Origin of the sequence: Arthrobacter sp. SAFR-023, assembly GCF_051965295.1 — a bacterium.
GTDB lineage: Bacteria > Actinomycetota > Actinomycetes > Actinomycetales > Micrococcaceae > Arthrobacter.
Window position 1 is genome coordinate 43,626 of record NZ_JBQCMF010000014.1, and the last position, 18,244, is coordinate 61,869.

General features: G+C 68.5%; 13 protein-coding genes and 2 tRNA genes. 9 read left to right on the forward strand and 6 right to left on the reverse strand.

The genetic code is table 11. The annotated features are described in order from the left end of the window. Nucleotides 1-221 precede the first annotated feature (221 nt). The 4 genes from ACTHQX_RS15450 to ACTHQX_RS15465 form a co-directional block, all read right to left on the reverse strand. On the reverse strand, nucleotides 222-3,026 hold the full coding sequence (locus ACTHQX_RS15450) for an FtsX-like permease family protein (protein WP_440158125.1): 2,805 nt from the start codon (nucleotides 3,024-3,026) through the stop codon (nucleotides 222-224). A gap of 64 nt (nucleotides 3,027-3,090) precedes the next feature. Then, nucleotides 3,091-3,825, reverse strand: coding sequence for an ABC transporter ATP-binding protein (locus ACTHQX_RS15455; protein ID WP_440158123.1), 735 nt, complete (start codon nucleotides 3,823-3,825; stop codon nucleotides 3,091-3,093). Beyond that, nucleotides 3,822-4,436, reverse strand: a complete 615-nt coding sequence (locus ACTHQX_RS15460; protein ID WP_440158122.1) for a PadR family transcriptional regulator — start codon at nucleotides 4,434-4,436, stop codon at nucleotides 3,822-3,824. The genes ACTHQX_RS15455 and ACTHQX_RS15460 overlap by 4 nt, the downstream gene beginning before the upstream one ends. A gap of 129 nt (nucleotides 4,437-4,565) precedes the next feature. Beyond that, on the reverse strand, nucleotides 4,566-5,549 hold the full coding sequence (locus ACTHQX_RS15465; RefSeq protein WP_440158121.1) for an NAD(P)H-quinone oxidoreductase: 984 nt from the start codon (nucleotides 5,547-5,549) through the stop codon (nucleotides 4,566-4,568). A gap of 113 nt (nucleotides 5,550-5,662) precedes the next feature. Between ACTHQX_RS15465 and ACTHQX_RS15470 the strand changes: the two genes are divergently transcribed. The 3 genes from ACTHQX_RS15470 (at nucleotide 5,663) to ACTHQX_RS15480 (ending at nucleotide 7,122) form a co-directional block, all read left to right on the forward strand. Beyond that, nucleotides 5,663-5,750 (forward strand) — tRNA-Ser (locus tag ACTHQX_RS15470). Nucleotides 5,751-6,053: 303 nt separating this feature from the next. Further along, nucleotides 6,054-6,185, forward strand: coding sequence for a hypothetical protein (locus ACTHQX_RS15475; protein WP_272912741.1), 132 nt, complete (start codon nucleotides 6,054-6,056; stop codon nucleotides 6,183-6,185). Between the two features lie 115 nt (nucleotides 6,186-6,300). Further along, on the forward strand, nucleotides 6,301-7,122 hold the full coding sequence (locus ACTHQX_RS15480) for a VOC family protein (RefSeq protein ID WP_440158120.1): 822 nt from the start codon (nucleotides 6,301-6,303) through the stop codon (nucleotides 7,120-7,122). Between the two features lie 174 nt (nucleotides 7,123-7,296). Here ACTHQX_RS15480 and ACTHQX_RS15485 read toward each other — a convergent pair whose 3' ends face one another. Next, complete coding sequence (locus ACTHQX_RS15485) at nucleotides 7,297-9,288, reverse strand: FAD/NAD(P)-binding protein (protein ID WP_440158119.1); 1,992 nt, start codon at nucleotides 9,286-9,288, stop codon at nucleotides 7,297-7,299. Between the two features lie 61 nt (nucleotides 9,289-9,349). On the opposite strand from ACTHQX_RS15485, the gene ACTHQX_RS15490 reads away from it, so the two are divergent. The 3 genes from ACTHQX_RS15490 (at nucleotide 9,350) to ACTHQX_RS15500 (ending at nucleotide 13,418) form a co-directional block, all read left to right on the forward strand. Next, the gene (locus ACTHQX_RS15490; protein ID WP_440158117.1) at nucleotides 9,350-11,617 is read left to right on the forward strand and encodes a prolyl oligopeptidase family serine peptidase; all 2,268 of its coding nucleotides are present in this window, start codon (nucleotides 9,350-9,352) and stop codon (nucleotides 11,615-11,617) included. A gap of 95 nt (nucleotides 11,618-11,712) precedes the next feature. Continuing rightward, nucleotides 11,713-11,800, forward strand: a tRNA-Ser gene (locus tag ACTHQX_RS15495). 142 nt (nucleotides 11,801-11,942) lie between these two features. Then, nucleotides 11,943-13,418: an MFS transporter gene (locus ACTHQX_RS15500; protein WP_440158116.1), complete on the forward strand. Its 1,476-nt coding sequence runs from the start codon at nucleotides 11,943-11,945 to the stop codon at nucleotides 13,416-13,418. Here the strand turns inward: ACTHQX_RS15500 and ACTHQX_RS15505 are convergent. Next, a complete protein-coding gene (locus ACTHQX_RS15505; protein WP_440158115.1) occupies nucleotides 13,363-15,576 on the reverse strand; it encodes a RecQ family ATP-dependent DNA helicase in 2,214 nt (737 codons plus the stop codon). The genes ACTHQX_RS15500 and ACTHQX_RS15505 overlap by 56 nt on opposite strands. 128 nt (nucleotides 15,577-15,704) lie before the next feature. Between ACTHQX_RS15505 and ACTHQX_RS15510 the strand changes: the two genes are divergently transcribed. The 3 genes from ACTHQX_RS15510 to ACTHQX_RS15520 all read left to right on the forward strand — a co-directional run bounded on the left by ACTHQX_RS15510 (nucleotide 15,705) and on the right by ACTHQX_RS15520 (nucleotide 18,162). Continuing rightward, a complete protein-coding gene (locus ACTHQX_RS15510; protein WP_236806760.1) occupies nucleotides 15,705-17,123 on the forward strand; it encodes a phosphomannomutase/phosphoglucomutase in 1,419 nt (472 codons plus the stop codon). Between the two features lie 8 nt (nucleotides 17,124-17,131). Continuing rightward, complete coding sequence (locus tag ACTHQX_RS15515) at nucleotides 17,132-17,611, forward strand: hypothetical protein (RefSeq protein ID WP_236806758.1); 480 nt, start codon at nucleotides 17,132-17,134, stop codon at nucleotides 17,609-17,611. Between the two features lie 101 nt (nucleotides 17,612-17,712). Then, nucleotides 17,713-18,162, forward strand: coding sequence for an RrF2 family transcriptional regulator (locus ACTHQX_RS15520; RefSeq protein ID WP_440158114.1), 450 nt, complete (start codon nucleotides 17,713-17,715; stop codon nucleotides 18,160-18,162). Nucleotides 18,163-18,244: the final 82 nt, after the last annotated feature.

Consider the following 18,244-nt stretch of genomic DNA (forward strand, 5'->3'; position numbering starts at 1 on the left):
CCTTGAGATTCCCAGTTGGCACGGAGTGTGCCACCGGCACCCTACCAACGGGTAGGGCTGCAACCGTGGCCATTTGCCGAGCGCTGCCGGAGGAATCGCCGAGCGGTCGCAGCGCCGCGGCGAGCGGACGGCCCCGGCTTACCGCCGTCGTCCGCTCCAGTCGTCCACTTCAGGGGTCCGGTGCGGCTGCCAGGGTCCAGCGCCGCTGGCAGGAGCGGCTTTCAGGTGCCGGCGCTTCGCCGGGACACCGGCAGGCGGGCACGCGCGAAGACCCAGGCCAGTGCACTTCCGGTCAGCGGCACGGCAACGAGCAGGGCCAGCAAGGGCATCCACGGCACCACCGACTCCGCGAACATCCGGGTGGCCCCGATGAGCAGGACTGCGGGCACCACCCCGGCGGCCACTCCCAGCGAGGTTCCGAGGGACGCGGTCATGAGCGACTGCGCGCCTGCCAGGGCTTTCCGCAGCCGCGGCGGCGCCCCGACTCCAGCCAGCGTCATGTGGTCTGCCCTGGCGTCGGCGAGCGCCAGGCCCGTGGTGATGCCGGCTGCGCTAAGGGTAATGAAGGCGCTGATGCCGACGATCAGCCACAGCAGTTCGGATCCGGTACGGTCCGCCCCGGGCTCAACGTAGAAGCCCATGGCTTGGATCCGGTAGACATTCGCCAGTGCCGCCCATGCCCGGTCCTGTTCGGCGGCCTCCGGGTATGCGGACAGCTGGGCCAGCAGCACGGAGTTGTCGAAGTGGATGCCTAGCCTGACGGCGGTGTCCGGGGTGATCACGCCGTAGAACGGTATCGGAACGTCCGGAGCGTCCACGGCCGCCGGCAGCCCTGTGTTGCTCAGGGGCTTGTAGCCAACGGCGGAACCGGGACCCGCAACCGGCTCGCGAACGTCGTAGGACTGGAGCGTGGCCTTCCCGTCCTTTTCGAAGACAGGGTTGCTGACCACCATTCCGCCGCTCCTGAGTGCGTGCACCGCGGCAGGGCTGGGTTCCCGGCCGAGGAGCGCCCGCAGCTCATCGACGCCGCCGACTACCAGAGGTGGAAGCTGGCTGCTGACGCCGACGGGGAACATCGATCCGCCGCACCGCCAGTCGCTCCCGTCGAGGACCCGGCCCTGCGGCGAGACAGGGCATTCGTGGCCGGCCGGCACGGCGAGCTTGTATTGCCGGCAGTCCACAGCGTCACCAGTGGCAGGAAGGGATCCATCGGCTGACGCCCGCATGTGGCATTTGCTCGTCACCGGACCCCTGAGGACCTGCGTCCACTGCACGGTACTGAGTTCCCGCCGCAGTGCCGCAGCCACTGCAGCCGGGTCGATAGTCCTGCCGGAGGCCGTTCCCTGGGCCTGGACCGGCGCGGTTTCCAGCGGCAGCGAAACCTGGTTTTCCTGCGCGCCCCACATGTGGGTGCGCTTCGCCTCCTCCATCTGGCTCGCGGAAAGGACCATCGCGGCACTGGCCAGCGTCGCGGCGGCGAGGATTGCCGCCACGGCAGGCACCGTACGGCTTCGGTTCCTGGCCGAGTCACGGGCGGCCATGCGCAGCGGGAGCGGCATCCAGGCGGTGCGTGCAGTCAGGACTTTCACGAACGTCCCGGTGAGCAGGACAAGGGCGGTCACCGCCAGGACTGCGCCGCCGGTGACCAGCGCCGCGACCAGCGGGGTCCGCGCAGCGACGACGTCCAGGTCACCGGTCAGGCCCAGGGTTTGCCCCGCCGCGAGGCAGCTGATGGCCAGAACCAGCAGGAGGCCCCCCGCCCGCGCCGGCCACGGCCCAGAGACTGCCGGTGCGCGGCCGGACTTCAAGGCGCCGAGCACCGCCTGCCGCGCAACCTGACGGGCAGGAACCACCGCGGCCAGGAAACACGCCAGCAGGCCCATGGCCATGGCCGCCACAGTGGGCAGGATGTCCAGATGGAAGCCGGGAAAGCGGACAGAGCCCAAGTGCCTGGCAACCGCCACCGCCACGGCAGCCCCGCCTGCCCCCAGCACGGCACCCGCAACCACTGCGATGGACCCAAGCCACAGCCCGGCGGCGGTTACCACCGCCCGGACCGTAGGTGCTTCCGCTCCGCTTGCGGCGAGCAGGGCTAGTTCGCGGACCTGGCGCTTAGCGCCCACCGCAAACGCCGCCCCGGCCAGGAGTCCCACTTCGAGCAGGGCAAGTGCCGCGATCAGCACAGCGGCAACGTAGCCAGCGGCGGGCATGGTCCCGGGGCCTCCGGCAGCGCCTGACGGGACCGGCGGGTCAAGTGCTACGGCACGGGAAAGCACGGCGATGCCGGACCTGTTCAGGTCACGGATCTGGTCCCACGTCACGGGGTTTGAACCGACGAGGTAGTACATCGTTTCGCCGAGCGGGTTGCCCCGGGCGGGCGGGCCATCCATGGCTGCCTGGCCCGGTTTGAGGAACAGGATGGGGTTGCCGTCCGAGGAGGTAGCATCCCGTAAGGTGCCGACGACGGCGAAGGTGCCGTCCGCCGTCGTCAGCCTGTCTCCGAGGCGGATGCCGAAGCGCTTCAGCGCTCCGGGCGAGGCGAGGATTTCGTCAGGGGCAGCGGCGGGCCGCCCCTCCAGAAGCGTGTATTTTCCGGTGAAGGCGGGATTCAGTACGTCGACGGCCTTGGCCATCACGGGGACGTCGTACCCGGCGGCGTCGGACGCACCGGCGTCGGACGCGCCGGCCCTGACCGTGAGCGTCAGCTGCGTTTCGGTCAGGACTTCGTAGCCGGCGGGGACCGCGTCCCGCGGATTCCGCGGTTCGAAGTCCGGATCGACAGTGAAATTCCGCGTCATGGTTGCTGTCTCAAACACAGGATCCTGCACGGTCTCGGCGTTGGAAGCGGGCATGCCGCGGAACCGTGCCTGCGTACTGCCCAGCTGGTACTGCACCCGTTCCGCCGGTGTTTCCTGCATGCTTTGCGCCAGGGCCGCGGCGCCGGTCATGCCGGCCACCGGCAGCAGGATCAGCAGGATGATCAGCAGGGAGCGGACGCGGTGCCTGCTGATGTCCCGGCGTGCCATCCGGAGGGCAAGACGAAAACTGTGCCAGCGGCCATGGGGCGCGGGCGCTACGTCCAGGGCCATCTCAGCCGGCCGGTGCCAGGAGAACTGCGGGATCGCGCATGGCCGTTGCCTCATCCACAATCCGGCCGTCACGGATAAACACCACGCGGTCCGCCCACGCGGCATGGCGCGCCTCGTGCGTGACCAGCATGACGGCGGCGCCGGCGTCAGCCCGGGAGCGGAGCACCTCCATGACGCCGTGGCCCGTGGTGGAGTCAAGGGCGCCGGTGGGTTCGTCCGCAAGGATCAGCCGGCGGTTTCCCACGATGGCACGGGCGATGGCCACGCGCTGCTGCTGCCCGCCGGACATTTCATCCATGAACCGGTGCGCCAGCTCCGGGATCCCCACCTGCCGCAGGGCGTCCACTGCCTGCCGGTGCGCTTTCCTGGCCGGCACGCCGTCGAGCTCGAGCGGCAGGGCAACATTTTCCGCCGCCGACAGCGTCGGGACCAGGTTGAAGTCCTGGAAGACATAGCCCACCGCACGGCGCCGGAGCCGCGCCAGCGCGTTCAGTCCCAGCCCCGCCAGGGGTGTTGACTCCACAAAGACACCGCCCGACGTCGGCCGGTCCAGTCCGCCGGCCAGCGCCAGCAGGGATGATTTTCCCGAGCCGGACGGCCCCATCACCGCAACGAATTCCCCGGCATTGACGGTGAGGTCTACATCCCGGAGCGCGGCAACAGCCGTGGACCCCTGCCCGAACGTCCTGCTGACCTTCGCGAGTTCGAGGACCTGCTGCGGTCCCTGCACGCTCACCGGCGGTTGTCCGCTTTGAGCGGGGCAGCCTCTTCCACAGTGACCCCGTTGGACGGTTTGCGTACGTGGCTGCGCGACCCGGAGGCCTGCGCGAGCTGCAGCATCCGGGCCTCGCACAGATCCAGCCAGCGGATCTCGGCCTCGGTCTGGAAGATCAGCGAATCCAGCACCAGTAGCCAGGCCGTGTCCGCCGCCCGCTGGTTGACCGCGGTGTCCCGCCGCGACTTCGTATAGTCCTGCAGGGCACGCATGGAAGCGGTTCGCTGGGACTGGATGATCGCCGCGACGTCCACCCCGGGCAGGGTGACGGCCAGCGCCAGCTTGATGGCGAGCTCGTTCCGCGGCGGGTTGCTGCGTTCCACCGGTGTCGCAAACCAGCCCTGGACCTCCGCCTTGCCGGCTTCGGTGATGCTGTACACGACGTGGCCCTCGCCGTCGCCGCCGTCGTTGCTGACGAGGCCGTCACGTTCCAGCCGGTCGAGGGTGGTGTAGACCTGCCCGATGTTCAGTGGCCAGGTGGAGCCCGTGCGGTCTTCGAATTCGACCCTGAGCTGGTAGCCGTAACGCGGCTGGTCTTGCAAGAGGGCGAGGAGGCTATGGCGGATGGACATCTGGCTCCTTGGCTGGAAGTCGGCAGTATGCACGCGCCCCCAAGACGCGTGCATACTGCGTATTCCCCGAGCCTAGCCTTTGTTCTTCAGCATGGCAATACTGAGTATCTATCGTCGGCGCCGGGGCCGCTACATGACCAGCAGGACCTTGCCCACATGCTCGCCGGAGTCGAAGTATTTGTGCGCCGCCCTGGCCTGATCCAGCGGGAAGGTCTTTGCCACCAGCGGGTGAATCCGCCCGTCAGAGACGAGGGGCCACACGGAGTCCCTGACGGCCGTCATGATGACCCCTTTCTCGGCTGTCGGACGGGGGCGCAGCGCCGTGGCCACGATGGCCGCGCGCTTACGCAGCAGCTGCCCCAGGTCCAGTTCCCCCTTGGCACCTCCCTGCAGCCCAATGACGACGAGTCGGCCGTAATCGGCCAGGGCGTCAATGTTCTTCTGCAGGTACTTGGCGCCCACGACGTCCAGGATCACGTCGGCGCCCTTGCCCCCGTTTTGGGAACGCAGGCTCTCGGCGAAGTCTTCCTCCGCATAGTTGATGGCGATGTCGGCGCCAAGGAACGCCTTTGCGGTGCTGACTTTTTCGTCGGTTCCCGCGGTGGCGGCCACCGTGGCTCCCAGGGCCTTGGCCAGCTGGATGGCCATGGTGCCGATACCCCCCGTGGCGCCGTGGATCAGGACCGTCTCACCCGACTGCAGTTGCGCGGTCATCACCAGGTTTGAGTAGACGGTGGCGGCAACCTCAGGCAGGGCGGCAGCGGTAACCAGGTCCACGCCGTCGGGAACCCTCAGCACCTGTTCCGACGGCACCGCGACCTGCTGCGCATAGCCCCCGCCGGACAGCAGCGCCACTACCTTGTCCCCGACGGAAAACGGCTTGGTGACGCCGGGTCCGAAGCCCGCAATCCTGCCTGACACCTCCAGCCCGGGGATCTCCGAAGCACCCGGCGGGGGCGGGTAGTAGCCCCTCCGCTGCTGGACGTCGGCGCGGTTCAGGCCGGCCGCCACAACATCGATCAGCACCTCACCGTGGCCCGGCTGGGGAGCCGGCACCTCGCGGACTTCCAGCACTTCCGGCCCGCCGGGCTCCGAGATAAAGACGGCTTTCATGGCGAACTCCCGATTTCTAGCTGATTCCTGCCCCAAAAATACTGTGCGGCGGCGACAACTGCCACGCGGCGGTTTTTGTTGCAGCCAACTGCCTATGAAACACTACTAGCTAGGGAAGGTTGTCCGAGCGGCCGAAGGAGCTGGTCTTGAAAACCAGTGTGCGGTAACCCCGTACCAAGAGTTCGAATCTCTTACCTTCCGCGCAGGGGCCGGCACCGTGCAATAAGCACGCGATGACGGCCATTTTGAAGGCCGGCCGGGCCAATCGAAAGGTTGGTTTGGCCGGCCTTTTGCGTGGGCAAGTAGTGGTTCTTTCCACCAGCAAGTAGGGGTGCGGACGGGGGCCAGGAAAACAGGTAGTCCGAGTACCTGCCCGACAGAATTCGAGTACGCGCCACTGGTGCGCGCCCCCCGCCGGAAGGCGTTCACTTGTAACAGCACCGCTCTATCCCGCGACCGCGGGAGGGGATTCCGCATCCACCGTTGCATGTGGGGGTCGAGGTCATGGGCAAGGCTGAAAAACAGAGCCTGCACTACTCCGATTACTACTGGTGCATGTCCCTGAAGGACTTCACCGAGTGGGTAGAGGCCGACGACGACCAGGAGCCGGGCACGTCATACTCGGACCAGCGCTGAGCGCACCCCGCCTGACCCCCATTGAAACTGTCATACCCCCGGCATAGTCTCGGTTCTGTCCGTAGCACCTCCATGACCTGCGGGAACATCCCGCTGACCACACCAGGAGCAGACCATGCCTACGCCCGAACCCACGCCCGGCGCCCCCTGCTGGGTCGACCTCATGACCACCGACGCGAACCAGGCGAAACAGTTCTATGGCGAACTGTTCGGCTGGGACTTCCAGACCGGAGACCAGGAAAAGTACGGCGGCTACATCACCGCCCAGAAGGACGGCAAGACCGTCGCCGGCATCATGCAGAAGCAGGAGGGCCAGGAGGGCATGCCGGACATGTGGTCCACCTACCTGTGGTCCGACGACGCTGCCGCCACAGCTGCGGCGGTTGCCGCAAACGGTGGCCAGGTGTTCATGGAACCCATGGACGTCCCGGAACAGGGCCACATGGCGTTCTTTGGTGACGCCTCCGGTGCCACGATAGGTGTGTGGCAGCCACGGGAGATGCGCGGTTACGAGCTTGTTGGCGAGCCGGGCGCCCCGGCCTGGCACGAGCTTCACACCAAGGACTACTCCGCCGCGGTGAAGTTCTATCAGGACGTGTTCGGCTGGGACACCGACGTCATGAGCGACACCCCGGAGTTCCGGTACACAACCCTGGGCGCCGGCCGGGAGGCAAAAGCAGGGATATATGACGCGTCGGCCGACCTTCCCGCCGAAGTCCCCTCCAACTGGGTCGTCTATTTCGCGGTGGCGGACGCTGACGCTTCGATCGACAAGGCCGTCAGCTTGGGTGCGACAGTTCTTGACGGACCGGATGACACGCCCCACGGCCGGCTGGCCACGCTGACAGACCCCACCGGGGCGCGGTTCAAGCTCGTGGCCGACACCGGCCAGGGGAACGCGGGCGACGCCGAAACGGGCGGACAGGGCGCCCTGTAGCCACGTTCGTTGAAGGGATGCCGGCTGGCAGTTTCGAAGGAAGCTGCCAGCCGGCATTCTTTGTGCTCGCCCGGGTGGTGCTCCGCCGGTCACTGAGGAAGCGTCCGCGCTCAAACGGCAGGAGCTGAGGAAGCGTGTGGGGTCAAACGGCAGGAGCTGAGGAAGCGTGTGGGGTCAAACGGCAGGATCTGAGGAAGCGTGTGGGGCCAGGCCGAGGATGGCACGGGCGATCTCATCGGCGTCGCGGAGCGTGCGCTGCCCGCTGGGGTACACAGGACCGGCCTGCTGCGCCGCTTCGGCAGCAATGGCGGTTCCCCACTGCGTGGCCGAGAGCTGCAGCCCCAGCACGTACATCCGGTCCGTAACCTCGCCGTTCGCGGCAACCGGCCGGTACGGGTGCGGGCGGACGTCGAGCCCGGAGGACTGCACCGGGATTCCCTCCACCGTCATCATGGTTCGCGGCCGGACCAGCCCGTCGGCAAGGAGCTGTTCCAGCAGCGGGGACTCGTTGAGTGCCACGCGGTTGGCCGGCGCCAGTGCCTCCACCAGCGTGTGTGCTTCGGCGGCACCACCTCGCACCCACGGCGAGGCAGCGGTGAAGGCGCGCTTCCCGCGGGCCACGCCGAACTTGGGGTCCGGGCCCACGAAGCTGACAATTCCGGCGCGCGCCAGAGCCGACAGCTGCTCGGCGCGCAGCGCCGGAGGACCGCTGGCCAGCCCTTCCACCAGCGACTCAAACCAGCCCCGTAGGCCGGCGACCCACGACTCATCGGTGATCCCGCCGTCGGCCACCACCGATTTCAGCACGGCGCGTCCGTGGTGCAGCGCGCCGATGGCCATCTTGACAGGATCATCCTCGCCGAGCGCTGAGCGCCGGGCATCGTCGTCGAGGTACTCGACCACCGCGGCGTCCAGCTCGGCACGCGAAGCAAAGCTCCGCCCGGACAGCGGGGCGGCCAGGCCGCGCAGGTCCAGCCTGCTGCCCGGACGGACATGCCGGCCGATGACGGCGTTGAAGTCCTCTTCCCACCGGCCAGTGCTGTGGGCATGCGGGTGCAGGGCCTCGTCCAGCTCCTTGAGGAACTCGTCGTGGTCCTGCACGGCGTCCGGCTGCGAGCGCACGAGGGTTGTGTAGTAGGCCCAGAGCGCGTCCCGGTGCAGCAGCGGCCAGAGGTCGTGGTCGAATGCCGGAACAATTCCGGCGGCGGCGAACCTCTGCAGTGCTTTCCCGGTGAAGTAGCGGAGCGTGACCGACGCCGGGTAGTAGCCCGCGAGGGTGGCCTTGGTCCGGTACGGCGTGCCGCGGCGGGACGCGGCGAAGATGATCGGCTCCTGGCCCGAGGGCAGGTACTCGAGGGCGTCCCCTGCCTCCACGAACTTCCCGCCCCGCCCCTCCGTGAGCTGGCCCATCACGTCGAAGAAGTTCAGGCCCATCCCGCGGACCAGCACCGGCTCCTGGGCCGGAACCACGCTCCAGTCGACGTCGGCCGGGACGGCGGGCGGCAAGTAGCGCAGGCCGAATTGGGCGGCCGCAGCCTGCAGCTCGCGCTGTTCCGGGCTGAGTCTAGAGGCGAGGTGGCCCAGCGCGAGCACCACCGAATCGACGGTCAGCGTCGCGCCCCCGTCCAGTCCGCCGTCGTTCGTTTCAACGGCGTCCAGGTCGACCTCGAACCTTCCGTCCGGCTGCCGGCGCACAGCGGTAGCCGTCGCCTGGTGCATCTCGATGGTGACGCCGTCGGGCAGCGCGGCGAGCAACTCCTCGACCGTGGACCGCAGGTAGCGGCCGTAGATGGCGCGGCTGGGGAAGTCGCCGGATCCCAGGACGGCGAGTTCCGCCCGCTCGTCGTCGGTGAGCTCCGGCAGGGGGCTGCGCTGCTGGGCTGTCCGCCAGCGGTCGAAGGTGGTGCCGGCCACGGGCCCGGCCAGCCCCGTGTCCTCGGGGACCAGCGTGGGGTAAAAGGACTGCGTGTTCATCAGGTAAAGGCGGGACTGGCCGGGCTGCCAGACGTGCCCCGGGCCGGCCGGAAACGGATCGATGACGTCGATGTGCAGGCGGGCGCCGGCAGGGCGGCCGGCGGACCAGTTGGCGAGCAGCCGCTCCAGCACGCTGGTACCCCTCGGACCGGCGCCGATGAGCGCGGTCCGGATGCTCTGCGAAATAACCACGCCTTCCAGAGTATCGGCATGTGACTTGCTAGCTGAGCGGGGATGTTGTTTGGATGGGCGCATGACCACCACTGCAGCTGATTCTGCCCCCGCGTCCGGCGCCGCTCCCACCGGGACCGCCCCCGCGCCCACCGACGAGAACATCTGGCTGGAGGACATCTACGGCGAGGAACAGCTGGCCTGGGTGCGCGAGCAGAATGCCCGCACGGAGGACCTGCTCGAGGATGCCGACTACGCCCGGCTCGAGGGCGAGATCCTCGAGGTGCTGGATTCGACGGACAAGATCGCCATGGTGAGCAAGCACGGCGAGTGGTACTACAACTTCTGGAAGGACCGGCAGAACCCCAAGGGCCTGTGGCGCCGGACCAGCTGGGACAGCTACTGCAGCGACGCGCCGGAGTGGGACGTCCTCCTCGACGTGGATGCCTTGGCGGCTGCCGACGGCGTGGAATGGGTCTTCCATGGCGCAAACCTGCTCCGGCCGGAACCGGGGCAGCCCTACCGGCGTGCCCTGGTGGCGCTCTCCCCCGACGGCGGCGACGCCAACCGCTACCGTGAGTTCGACGTCGAGACCCGCGCCTTCGTTGATCCCGCCGCCGGCGGTTTTGATGTCCCGACGGCGAAGGGGAACGTCTCGTGGCTCGATGCGGACACGCTGCTGGTCGCCAGCACCGCAGAGGATCTCCCCCGCACGGCGTCCTCGTACGCCCGCACCGCCGTGCGCTTGCGCCGGGGCCAGTCCCTGAGCGATGCGCCGCGCATCTTCGAGATCCCCGAGGACCACATGATGGCGATCGTGGCCCACGACTCCACACCCGGCTTTGAGCGGACGTTCGCGGTGGACTGGATCGACTTCTTCAACCGCCGCACTTCGGTGCTGCAGGACGGTGGCTGGGTGCAGGTGGACGTGCCCACCGACGTGAACACGGGCGTGCACCGGGAGTGGCTGCTGTTCAGGCCGCAGCGTGACTGGACGGTGAACGGCACCACCTACCCGGCCGGTTCCCTGATCGCCGCCGATTTCCAGGCGTACCTCGCCGGCGAGCGCGAGCTGACGGTTCTCTTCGCCCCGGACGCGCACACGTCCCTGCAGTCCTGGAGCTGGACCCGGAACTTCCTGCTGCTGAACCTGCTGAAGGACGTATCCTCGGAAATCCGTGTTCTCGATCCTGCCGACTCGTGGCGGTCCTCGCAGCTCGACGCCTGCCCGCCGCTGCACGATGTCAACGCCTTCGCCGTGGATGACGAGGACGAGGCTGACGGCGAATCCGACGGAGCAGGGTGCGGGGACGACTTCTGGCTCGTGGCCACCGGCTTCACGACGCCCAGCACCCTGACCCGCGGCACCCTGACCCGCGGCACACCGAACAGCGGCGTCGGCGGCGGGGCTCCCGGCGGGACTTCCGGCGAAGCGCCAGCGGCAGGCGTGGTGAGCAGCCATGCGGAGGTGAAGGCGTCGCCGTCGTTCTTCAACGAAGCGGACTACGAGGTAGAGCAGCACTTCGCCGTCTCCGCGGACGGCACGAAGGTACCGTACTTCCAGGTGGCGGCCCGCGGCCTGGTCCTGGACGGGCAGAACCCCACCCAGCTCTCCGGCTACGGCGGCTTCGAGGTCTCACGTACGCCGGCGTACAGCGGCACCATCGGCCGCGCGTGGCTGGAGCGGCGCACGGCAGCAGTTCCGGGTGACGGCCTTGCGGAGGGGCACAGCCGGGGCGGTGTGTACGTTGTGGCCAACATCCGCGGCGGCGGGGAATACGGCCCCTCCTGGCACCGGGCGGCACTGCAGGAAAACCGGCACCGCGCCTACGAGGACTTTGCGGCGGTAGCCAGGGACCTGGTCTCCCGGGGCGTCACCAGCCGCGAGCGTCTCGGCTGCGTCGGGGGCTCCAACGGCGGCCTGCTCGTGGGCAACATGCTGACACGGTATCCCGAACTGTTCGGCGCAGTGTCCTGCGGGGTGCCGCTGCTGGACATGCGCCGGTACACCAAGCTGTCGGCGGGTCACTCATGGATTGCCGAGTACGGCGACCCCGACCTGCCCGAGCACTGGGAATTCATCAGGACCTTCTCCCCGTACCACCAGCTGAAGGACGGTGTGGAGTACCCGGAAACCTTCATCTGGACCGCAACATCCGACGACAGGGTGGGTCCGGTGCAGGCCAGGAAGATGGCCGCGCGCATGCTGGCCATGGGCATCCCCAACGTCTGGTTCCACGAAGCGCTGGAGGGCGGGCATGCCGGCGCTTCGGACAACCGGCAGGCTGCCGCGCTCCAGGGCCGCAGCCAGCACTTCCTGTGGAAGGCGCTGGCAGAAGGCACCGCCTGACCGCGGCTCCTTCGGGGCTCTGCAGTGACCCTCCCCGGCCGTTTTGCACTGGATGGCCGGTTCTGCGTATCCTTGGTGGGCTAGGAATAGCAATTGGAGACGTGCCAGAGCGGCCGAATGGGCTTCACTGCTAATGAAGTGTGGGGCACAACTCCACCGGGGGTTCAAATCCCCCCGTCTCCGCGTTTGGCCCCGGTCCTTGGACCGGGGCCGTTTGCGTTTCCGGGCCCCTTCCCTGCCGCGTGGCCGCCAGACCTGCGGCCGCGGCCGTCCGAGTGCCGGACCAGCAAGGCACAAAACCGCATGCCGGTGTCAGGATGATTGCATGAACAAGCTTTCTGCCAGCGAGGCCTGGAGCCCCAGGCTGGCCCTGCTGGTGGCGGCCACGTTCTTCATGGAGTTCCTCGACGGGACGGTCCTGACCACCGCCATCCCAAGCATCGCCGGGGACTTCGGGGTGCCGTCGGCCAGCGTGAACATCACCATGACCGCCTACCTGATGACGGTGGCCATGGGCATCCCGCTGAGCGGCTGGCTGGCGGAGCGCCTCGGGGCCCGGCGGATTTTTTGCCTGGCCATCGCTGTCTTTACCCTGGCGTCGCTGCTGTGCGCCGCCAGCCAGGACCTTACGATGCTGACCGTCAGCCGCGTCCTGCAGGGCCTGGGCGGGGCGATGATGGTGCCGGTGGGTACGCTGCTGGTGCTTCGCGGAACGCCGAAATCGGATCTGCTGCGCGCCACCGCCTACCTCGTCTGGCCGGGGCTGCTGGCGCCGGTCCTCGCACCACTCGTGGGCGGCGCCCTCACCACCTACCTGTCCTGGCACTGGATCTTCCTGATCAACCTGCCGCTCGGCGCCGCGGCCTTCCTCGCCGCCCTGCGCCTGGTTCCCGCCGTTGCCGGCGACCGGACCCGCCGGCTGGACTGGCTTGGGCTTGCCCTCACCACGGCCGGCGTGGGCGCGCTGGTGGCGGGCCTTGAACTGGCCAGCGGCCACCCCGGCGGCTTTTGGACCTGGCCCAGCATTCTGGCCGGGGTTCTCGCGCTGGCAGCGGCGGTCTTCTGGATGCGACGCGCGGCCCACCCGTTGTTTGACCTGACGGTGTTCGCCACCCGCACCTTCCGGGCCACCAACTCGGGCGGCTTCATCTACCGGCTGACCATCAGTGCCGTGCCGTTCCTCTTGCCGCTGATGTTCCAGAACGGATTCGGATGGAGCCCCCTGCACGCGGGCATCATGGTGGCCGCCGTGTTCATCGGGAACATCGGCATCAAACCCGCCACGACGCCGCTCATCAGGCGCTTCGGGTTCAAGCCGGTGCTGGTGTTCGCTTCCCTGGCGTCGGCTGCCACCTTCGCCCTTTGCGCGATGCTGACCCCGGCCACACCGGAACCACTGGTGTTCGCGCTCCTGGTGTTTAGCGGGGCGTTCCGGTCCATCGGCTTCTCCGCGTACGCATCTGTCCAGTACGCAGACATCGTGCCGGGGCAGCTGACGTCGGCCAATGCTGTCTCGGCGACGCTTGTGCAGCTGGCCACGGGGGCCGGCATCGCGGTAGGCGCCCTGCTGCTGCGCCTCTTCGAGCCGGACTCCCTGGTCTCGTCCGGGCTTGGCGCCATCTTGTCAGCCGGACCGGACGGCAGCGGCGTGGCCGCATACCGTGGCGCGTTCCTGTCGATTGCGGTGCTGATGCTCCTCAGCACCGCCGACAGCCTTATGCTGCACCGGAACGCGGGGGCCGAGGTCAGCCGGCCTGGGCCAGTGCCAGCGGAAGCACCGCGCCCGCACCGGCCCGCCTGAGTGCGCGTCCCGCCACGGTGACGGTCCACCGGCTGTCCACGAGGTCGTCGATGAGCATTACGCTGCCGCCGCCGAGGCCAGCGAGCTCTGCCGCCAGCGACTCCCCCACCGCGAGACGGTCCCACACACCGGCTAGCCGGTAGGCGCTGTTGCCGCCGCGTCCGCCGGTGGGCCCGCCGTGCTCGAGCTGCAGTTGGCCGATGTACGGGATGCGGCCGACCTGGGAGATGCCACGGGCCAGGGAATCCACGAGTTCGGGCCTGCTGCGCGAGGGGATGCTGACGATCGCCGCAGGCCTGCCTGCGCCGCTCCAGCCCGGGATCCGGGAATCACCGGTGCCCCATTCGCGGAGCACCTGGACACAGGCCTGCAGCATGCCGGGATCGACAGCGCGGTCCGGAGCCCCGGCCGCGAAAAGTTCCCGCAGCGCCCCGCCCCAGCCGAGGTCCGTCAGCCTGGCGAGGACCCGGCCGTCCGCAACGTTCTCGTCAGGTTTGATCTTCCCCTTCACCGGAACCCCGAGGCGGTCCATTCCGCTGGGCCACTGGAGCCGGGACTCGAGCACGATGCCCGCACGGCTGAGGGTCTGCCCGGCAGCCTCCGTGGCGGTGGAGGCCACCTCCGAGGGGAACCACCTCCCTGCGCAGTTGTCGCAGCGGCCGCAGGCGGCAGCGGTCTCGTCATCCAGGACGGAGGTGATGTACTCCATCCGGCACCCGGCGGTGTCCTGGTAGATGACCATGGAGTCCTGCTCGTCCACCCGGGCCTCCGCGATGCGGCGGTACCGCTCGGCGTCGTACGTCCAGGGCATTCCGGTGGAGCGCCAGCCGCCGCCCACCCGTTCCACGGCGCCGTCCACGGCGAGGACCTTCAGCAGGAGTTCCAGCGGCGTGCGGCGCAGGTCCACCCTGGCTTCCAAAGCCACGGTGGACACGGCCGAGCCCGCCTCCGTCAGCGCGGTCAGCACAGCCGTGGCCTTCTCCTCGGAGGGCATGGAGGCGGTGGCAAAGTACTGCCAGATTTCGCGGTCCTCGGACCCTGGCAGGAGCAGGACGTCCGCATTGGCGGCGCCACGGCCTGCCCTGCCCACCTGCTGGTAGTAGGCGACCGGGGACGACGGTGCGCCGAGGTGCACCACGAAACCGAGGTCCGGCTTGTCGAAGCCCATCCCCAGCGCGGACGTAGCTACCAGTGCCTTGACCTGGTTGTCCTTGAGGAGCTGCTCCGCCCTCTCCCGGTCTGCAGGGTCGGTGCGGCCTGTATAGGCCAGCACCTCGTGGCCCGCCTCCGCGAGCAGCCTGGCGGTGTCCTCGGCGGCGGAGACCGTCAGGGTGTAAATGATTCCGCTGCCCTGCAGATCGGCCAGGTGCGTCAGCAGCCAGCCCAGACGCTCGCGCGAGTCGGGCAGGGCCAGGACCCCGAGCCGCAGCGACTCCCTGCCCAGTGCGCCGCGGATGGTCAGCACGCCGTCGCCCAGCTGTTCCTCGATGTCGTGGACCACCCTGGAGTTGGCGGTGGCTGTGGTGGCCAGTACGGGCACGGTGTCCGGCAGCTCGGCGATGAGGTCGGCAATGCGACGGTAGTCAGGCCGGAAGTCGTGGCCCCAGTCTGAGATGCAGTGGGCCTCGTCGATAACCAGCAGCCCCGTGCGCCGGATGAGTTCCGGCAGCTGGTTTTCGCGGAACGAAGGGTTGGTGAGCCGCTCGGGGGACACCAGCAGGACATCCACCTGGTCGGCAGCAAGCTGCTCCCGCACCGTATCCCACTCCAGCTGGTTGGCGGAGTTGATGGCCACGGCCCGGACACCTGCCCGCGCGGCGGCAGCCACCTGGTCCCGCATCAGGGCCAGCAGCGGCGAGACAATCAGGGTGGGTCCCGCCCCGCGCCGCCGCAGCAGCAGGGACGCCACGAAGTAAACGGCGGACTTTCCCCATCCCGTCCGCTGCACCACGAGCGTCCGGCGGCCGCCGTCAACCAGCGCCTCGATGGCCTCGAACTGGCCGTCATGGAAGTCGGCATCCGGCCGGCCGACCAGCTCGCGCAGCACGGACAGGGCCTGGCCCCGGGTCCCAGTGACCGCTTCCTGGTCCCGTCCGGCGCCGGTACCGGAGGGGCCGGGGGCAGAAGCAAGGACAGGAGCGTGCTGGTTATTTGCCATTGATTCAGTATCCCAGCCGCCTCTGACACGCCAAACCCAGCGCACCCGCCATGTGGACAACAGCCGGCCCACGCTTCTGTGACATCCACTTCACGGGCCGCCGCGCGCGTGCCCGTAAGATAAGTGCCGTGACTAGCGACCAGACCCGTACTTTTGACCTTTCGGCCTCGTTCAAGGCGTATGACGTCCGCGGCATCGTGGGCGAATCCATCACCGCTGAAATCGTCGAAGCCGTAGGCGCAGCGTTCGTTGACGTGCTTGGCCTTGAGGGACAGACGGTCCTGGTCGGCGGTGACATGCGCCCCTCCTCCCCCGAGTTCAGCAAGGCGTTCGCCAGCGGCGCCGCCACCCGCGGAGCCAACGTCCAGCTGCTGGACCTGATCTCCACGGACGAGCTGTACTACGCGTGCGGAGCCTTGAACGCCGCAGGCGCCACGTTCACCGCTAGCCACAACCCCGCCGCATACAACGGCATCAAGATGGCCAAGGCGGGCGCCGTCCCCATCTCCTCCGAAACCGGCCTCAAGGAGATCCAGGCACTCGCCGAGCAGTACCTGAACACCGGTTCCATCCCCGCTGCCGAAACGCAGGGCCAGATCGGTGTCCGGGACGTGCTGAAGGACTACGCCGAGTACCTGCGCACGCTGGTTGACCTCTCCGGATCGCGCCCCCTCAAGGTGGTGGTGGACGCCGGAAACGGCATGGCCGGACTCACTACGCCCGCCGTCCTGGGGGACACTCTGCTGCCCAAGCTGCCCTTCGACATTGTTCCGCTCTACTTCGAACTGGACGGCTCCTTCCCGAACCACCCGGCCAACCCCCTCGAGCCGGAAAACCTGCGCGACCTGCAGGCCGCCGTCGTCGAACACGGCGCGGACATCGGCCTGGCGTTCGACGGCGACGCCGACCGCTGCTTCGTCATCGACGAAAAGGGTGAGCCGGTCTCGCCGTCGGCCATCACCGGCATGGTGGCCCGCCGCGAAATCGCCCGCGCCAAGGCGCAGGGCGAGACCAATCCCACCATCATCCACAACCTCCTGACCTCCCGCGCGGTGCCGGAACTCGTCACCGAAGACGGCGGCCGGGCGGTTCGCACCCGGGTGGGCCACTCCTTCATCAAGGCCGTCATGGCAGAGGAAGGCGCCATCTTCGGCGGGGAGCACTCCGCCCACTTCTACTTCCGTGACTTCTGGAACGCGGACACCGGAATGCTTGCCGCCATGCACGTGCTGGCCGCCCTCGGCGAACAGGACGGCCCGCTGTCGGAGCTCGGCCGCGAGTACGAACCCTACGTGTCCTCCGGGGAAATCAACTCGGAAATCGAGGACAAGGCCGGCGCCGTGGAGCGTGTCCGGGTAGATTTCGAGGCCGAGGACGTGGCCGTGGACCACCTGGACGGCAGCACCTTCACCGCCGCAGACGGCAGCTTCTGGTTCAACCTGCGCCCCTCCAACACCGAACCGTACCTGCGGCTGAACGCCGAAGCCACGGACCGGGCCACGATGGAGCGGGTGCGCGACCGCGTGCTGGCCCTGGTCCGCAGCTAGGGGTCCTCATGGCATCACCCGACCCGACCCCGGCCCAGCCATCGTGGCGCGCATCCGTGCCGGAGGCCACGGCCACGGATCTGGAAAACCTTCTGGGCACCGGAATGGCGGCGGCCCAGGAGCAGCTTGAGCGCAGCGGCGGGTTCCTGCCGTTCGCCCTCGTGGTGGAGAACGACGGCGACGTCCGCCTCGTCGCCGTTTCACCGGAAGATCCGGATGCCGACGGGGACAGCGAGTTCGACGCCGACGCGATGATCCGCGACATCACGGAACTTTTGCGCCAGCACCGGGACGAATTCCGCGCCGCCGCCATCGTCTGCGACATCACCCTGGTCGAGGAGGACTCGGACGCCATCCACGTGGCCACCGAGCACCGGGACGGCGCGGTGTTCGCGGCCGTCCTGCCGTACTCCCCCACCGAGGGCAGCGAGTGGGAGTTCGGCGACCTTGCCGCCGACTCCAACGAGCCTGTCATTTGGGCGGACTAGACCGGGCGCAACGGCGAATTCCGCCGGTCACCGGGTGCGCACAGCCACCCGCTAGGCGCCGGTCGGAACGTCGATTTGCCCAGGTCATTTAGGCTAGAAGCATGAAAATCAACGCCTTCGCGGACGTCAGCCTGCGCGCCCTCATGGTGCTCGCTGCAGCGCCCGAGGGCGGCCTGCTCACCACCCAGAACGTCGCGGACGCCGTCGGAACCCCTTACAACCACGTCAGCAAGGCCGTGGCGAAGCTGCGCATGCTCGGGCTCATTGACGTGGAGCGTGGCCGGAAGGGAGGCTCACGACTCAGCGCGGCCGGCCGCCGTGTCACCGTGGGCCAGGTCCTGCGCCAGTTGGACACCCGCGGGGACGCCGCCGAGTGCATTGGCCCGGCCGGCAGCTGCCCGCTCATCAACGAATGCCGGCTCCGCGGCGCCATGGCCCGCGCCCGCGAGGCCTTTTACCGCGAGCTCGACGACGTCGTGGTGGCCGAACTGCCCACCTCACGGCAGATGACACCCGTCTTCGAGGCCATCGGACTGCGCCCCGGCGCCTAGCCGCCCCACCGCTTCAGGCACCCCCTCCCCCGCCTCGCTGGCGTTCCCTGCTTCGTTTTGGAGTATCACTTCTACGGGGTGT

Bases quoted from the DNA above. Each gene is read 5' to 3' on its own strand.
- ACTHQX_RS15450 (WP_440158125.1), bottom strand. From the start codon at position 3,026: ATGGCACGCCGGGACATCAGCAGGCACCGCGTCCGCTCCCTGCTGATC.
- ACTHQX_RS15460 (WP_440158122.1), bottom strand. From the start codon at position 4,436: ATGTCCATCCGCCATAGCCTCCTCGCCCTCTTGCAAGACCAGCCGCGT.
- ACTHQX_RS15465 (WP_440158121.1), bottom strand. From the start codon at position 5,549: ATGAAAGCCGTCTTTATCTCGGAGCCCGGCGGGCCGGAAGTGCTGGAA.
- ACTHQX_RS15475 (WP_272912741.1), top strand. From the start codon at position 6,054: ATGGGCAAGGCTGAAAAACAGAGCCTGCACTACTCCGATTACTACTGG.
- ACTHQX_RS15480 (WP_440158120.1), top strand. From the start codon at position 6,301: ATGCCTACGCCCGAACCCACGCCCGGCGCCCCCTGCTGGGTCGACCTC.
- ACTHQX_RS15490 (WP_440158117.1), top strand. From the start codon at position 9,350: ATGACCACCACTGCAGCTGATTCTGCCCCCGCGTCCGGCGCCGCTCCC.
- ACTHQX_RS15500 (WP_440158116.1), top strand. From the start codon at position 11,943: ATGAACAAGCTTTCTGCCAGCGAGGCCTGGAGCCCCAGGCTGGCCCTG.
- ACTHQX_RS15505 (WP_440158115.1), bottom strand. From the start codon at position 15,576: ATGGCAAATAACCAGCACGCTCCTGTCCTTGCTTCTGCCCCCGGCCCC.
- ACTHQX_RS15515 (WP_236806758.1), top strand. From the start codon at position 17,132: ATGGCATCACCCGACCCGACCCCGGCCCAGCCATCGTGGCGCGCATCC.
- ACTHQX_RS15520 (WP_440158114.1), top strand. From the start codon at position 17,713: ATGAAAATCAACGCCTTCGCGGACGTCAGCCTGCGCGCCCTCATGGTG.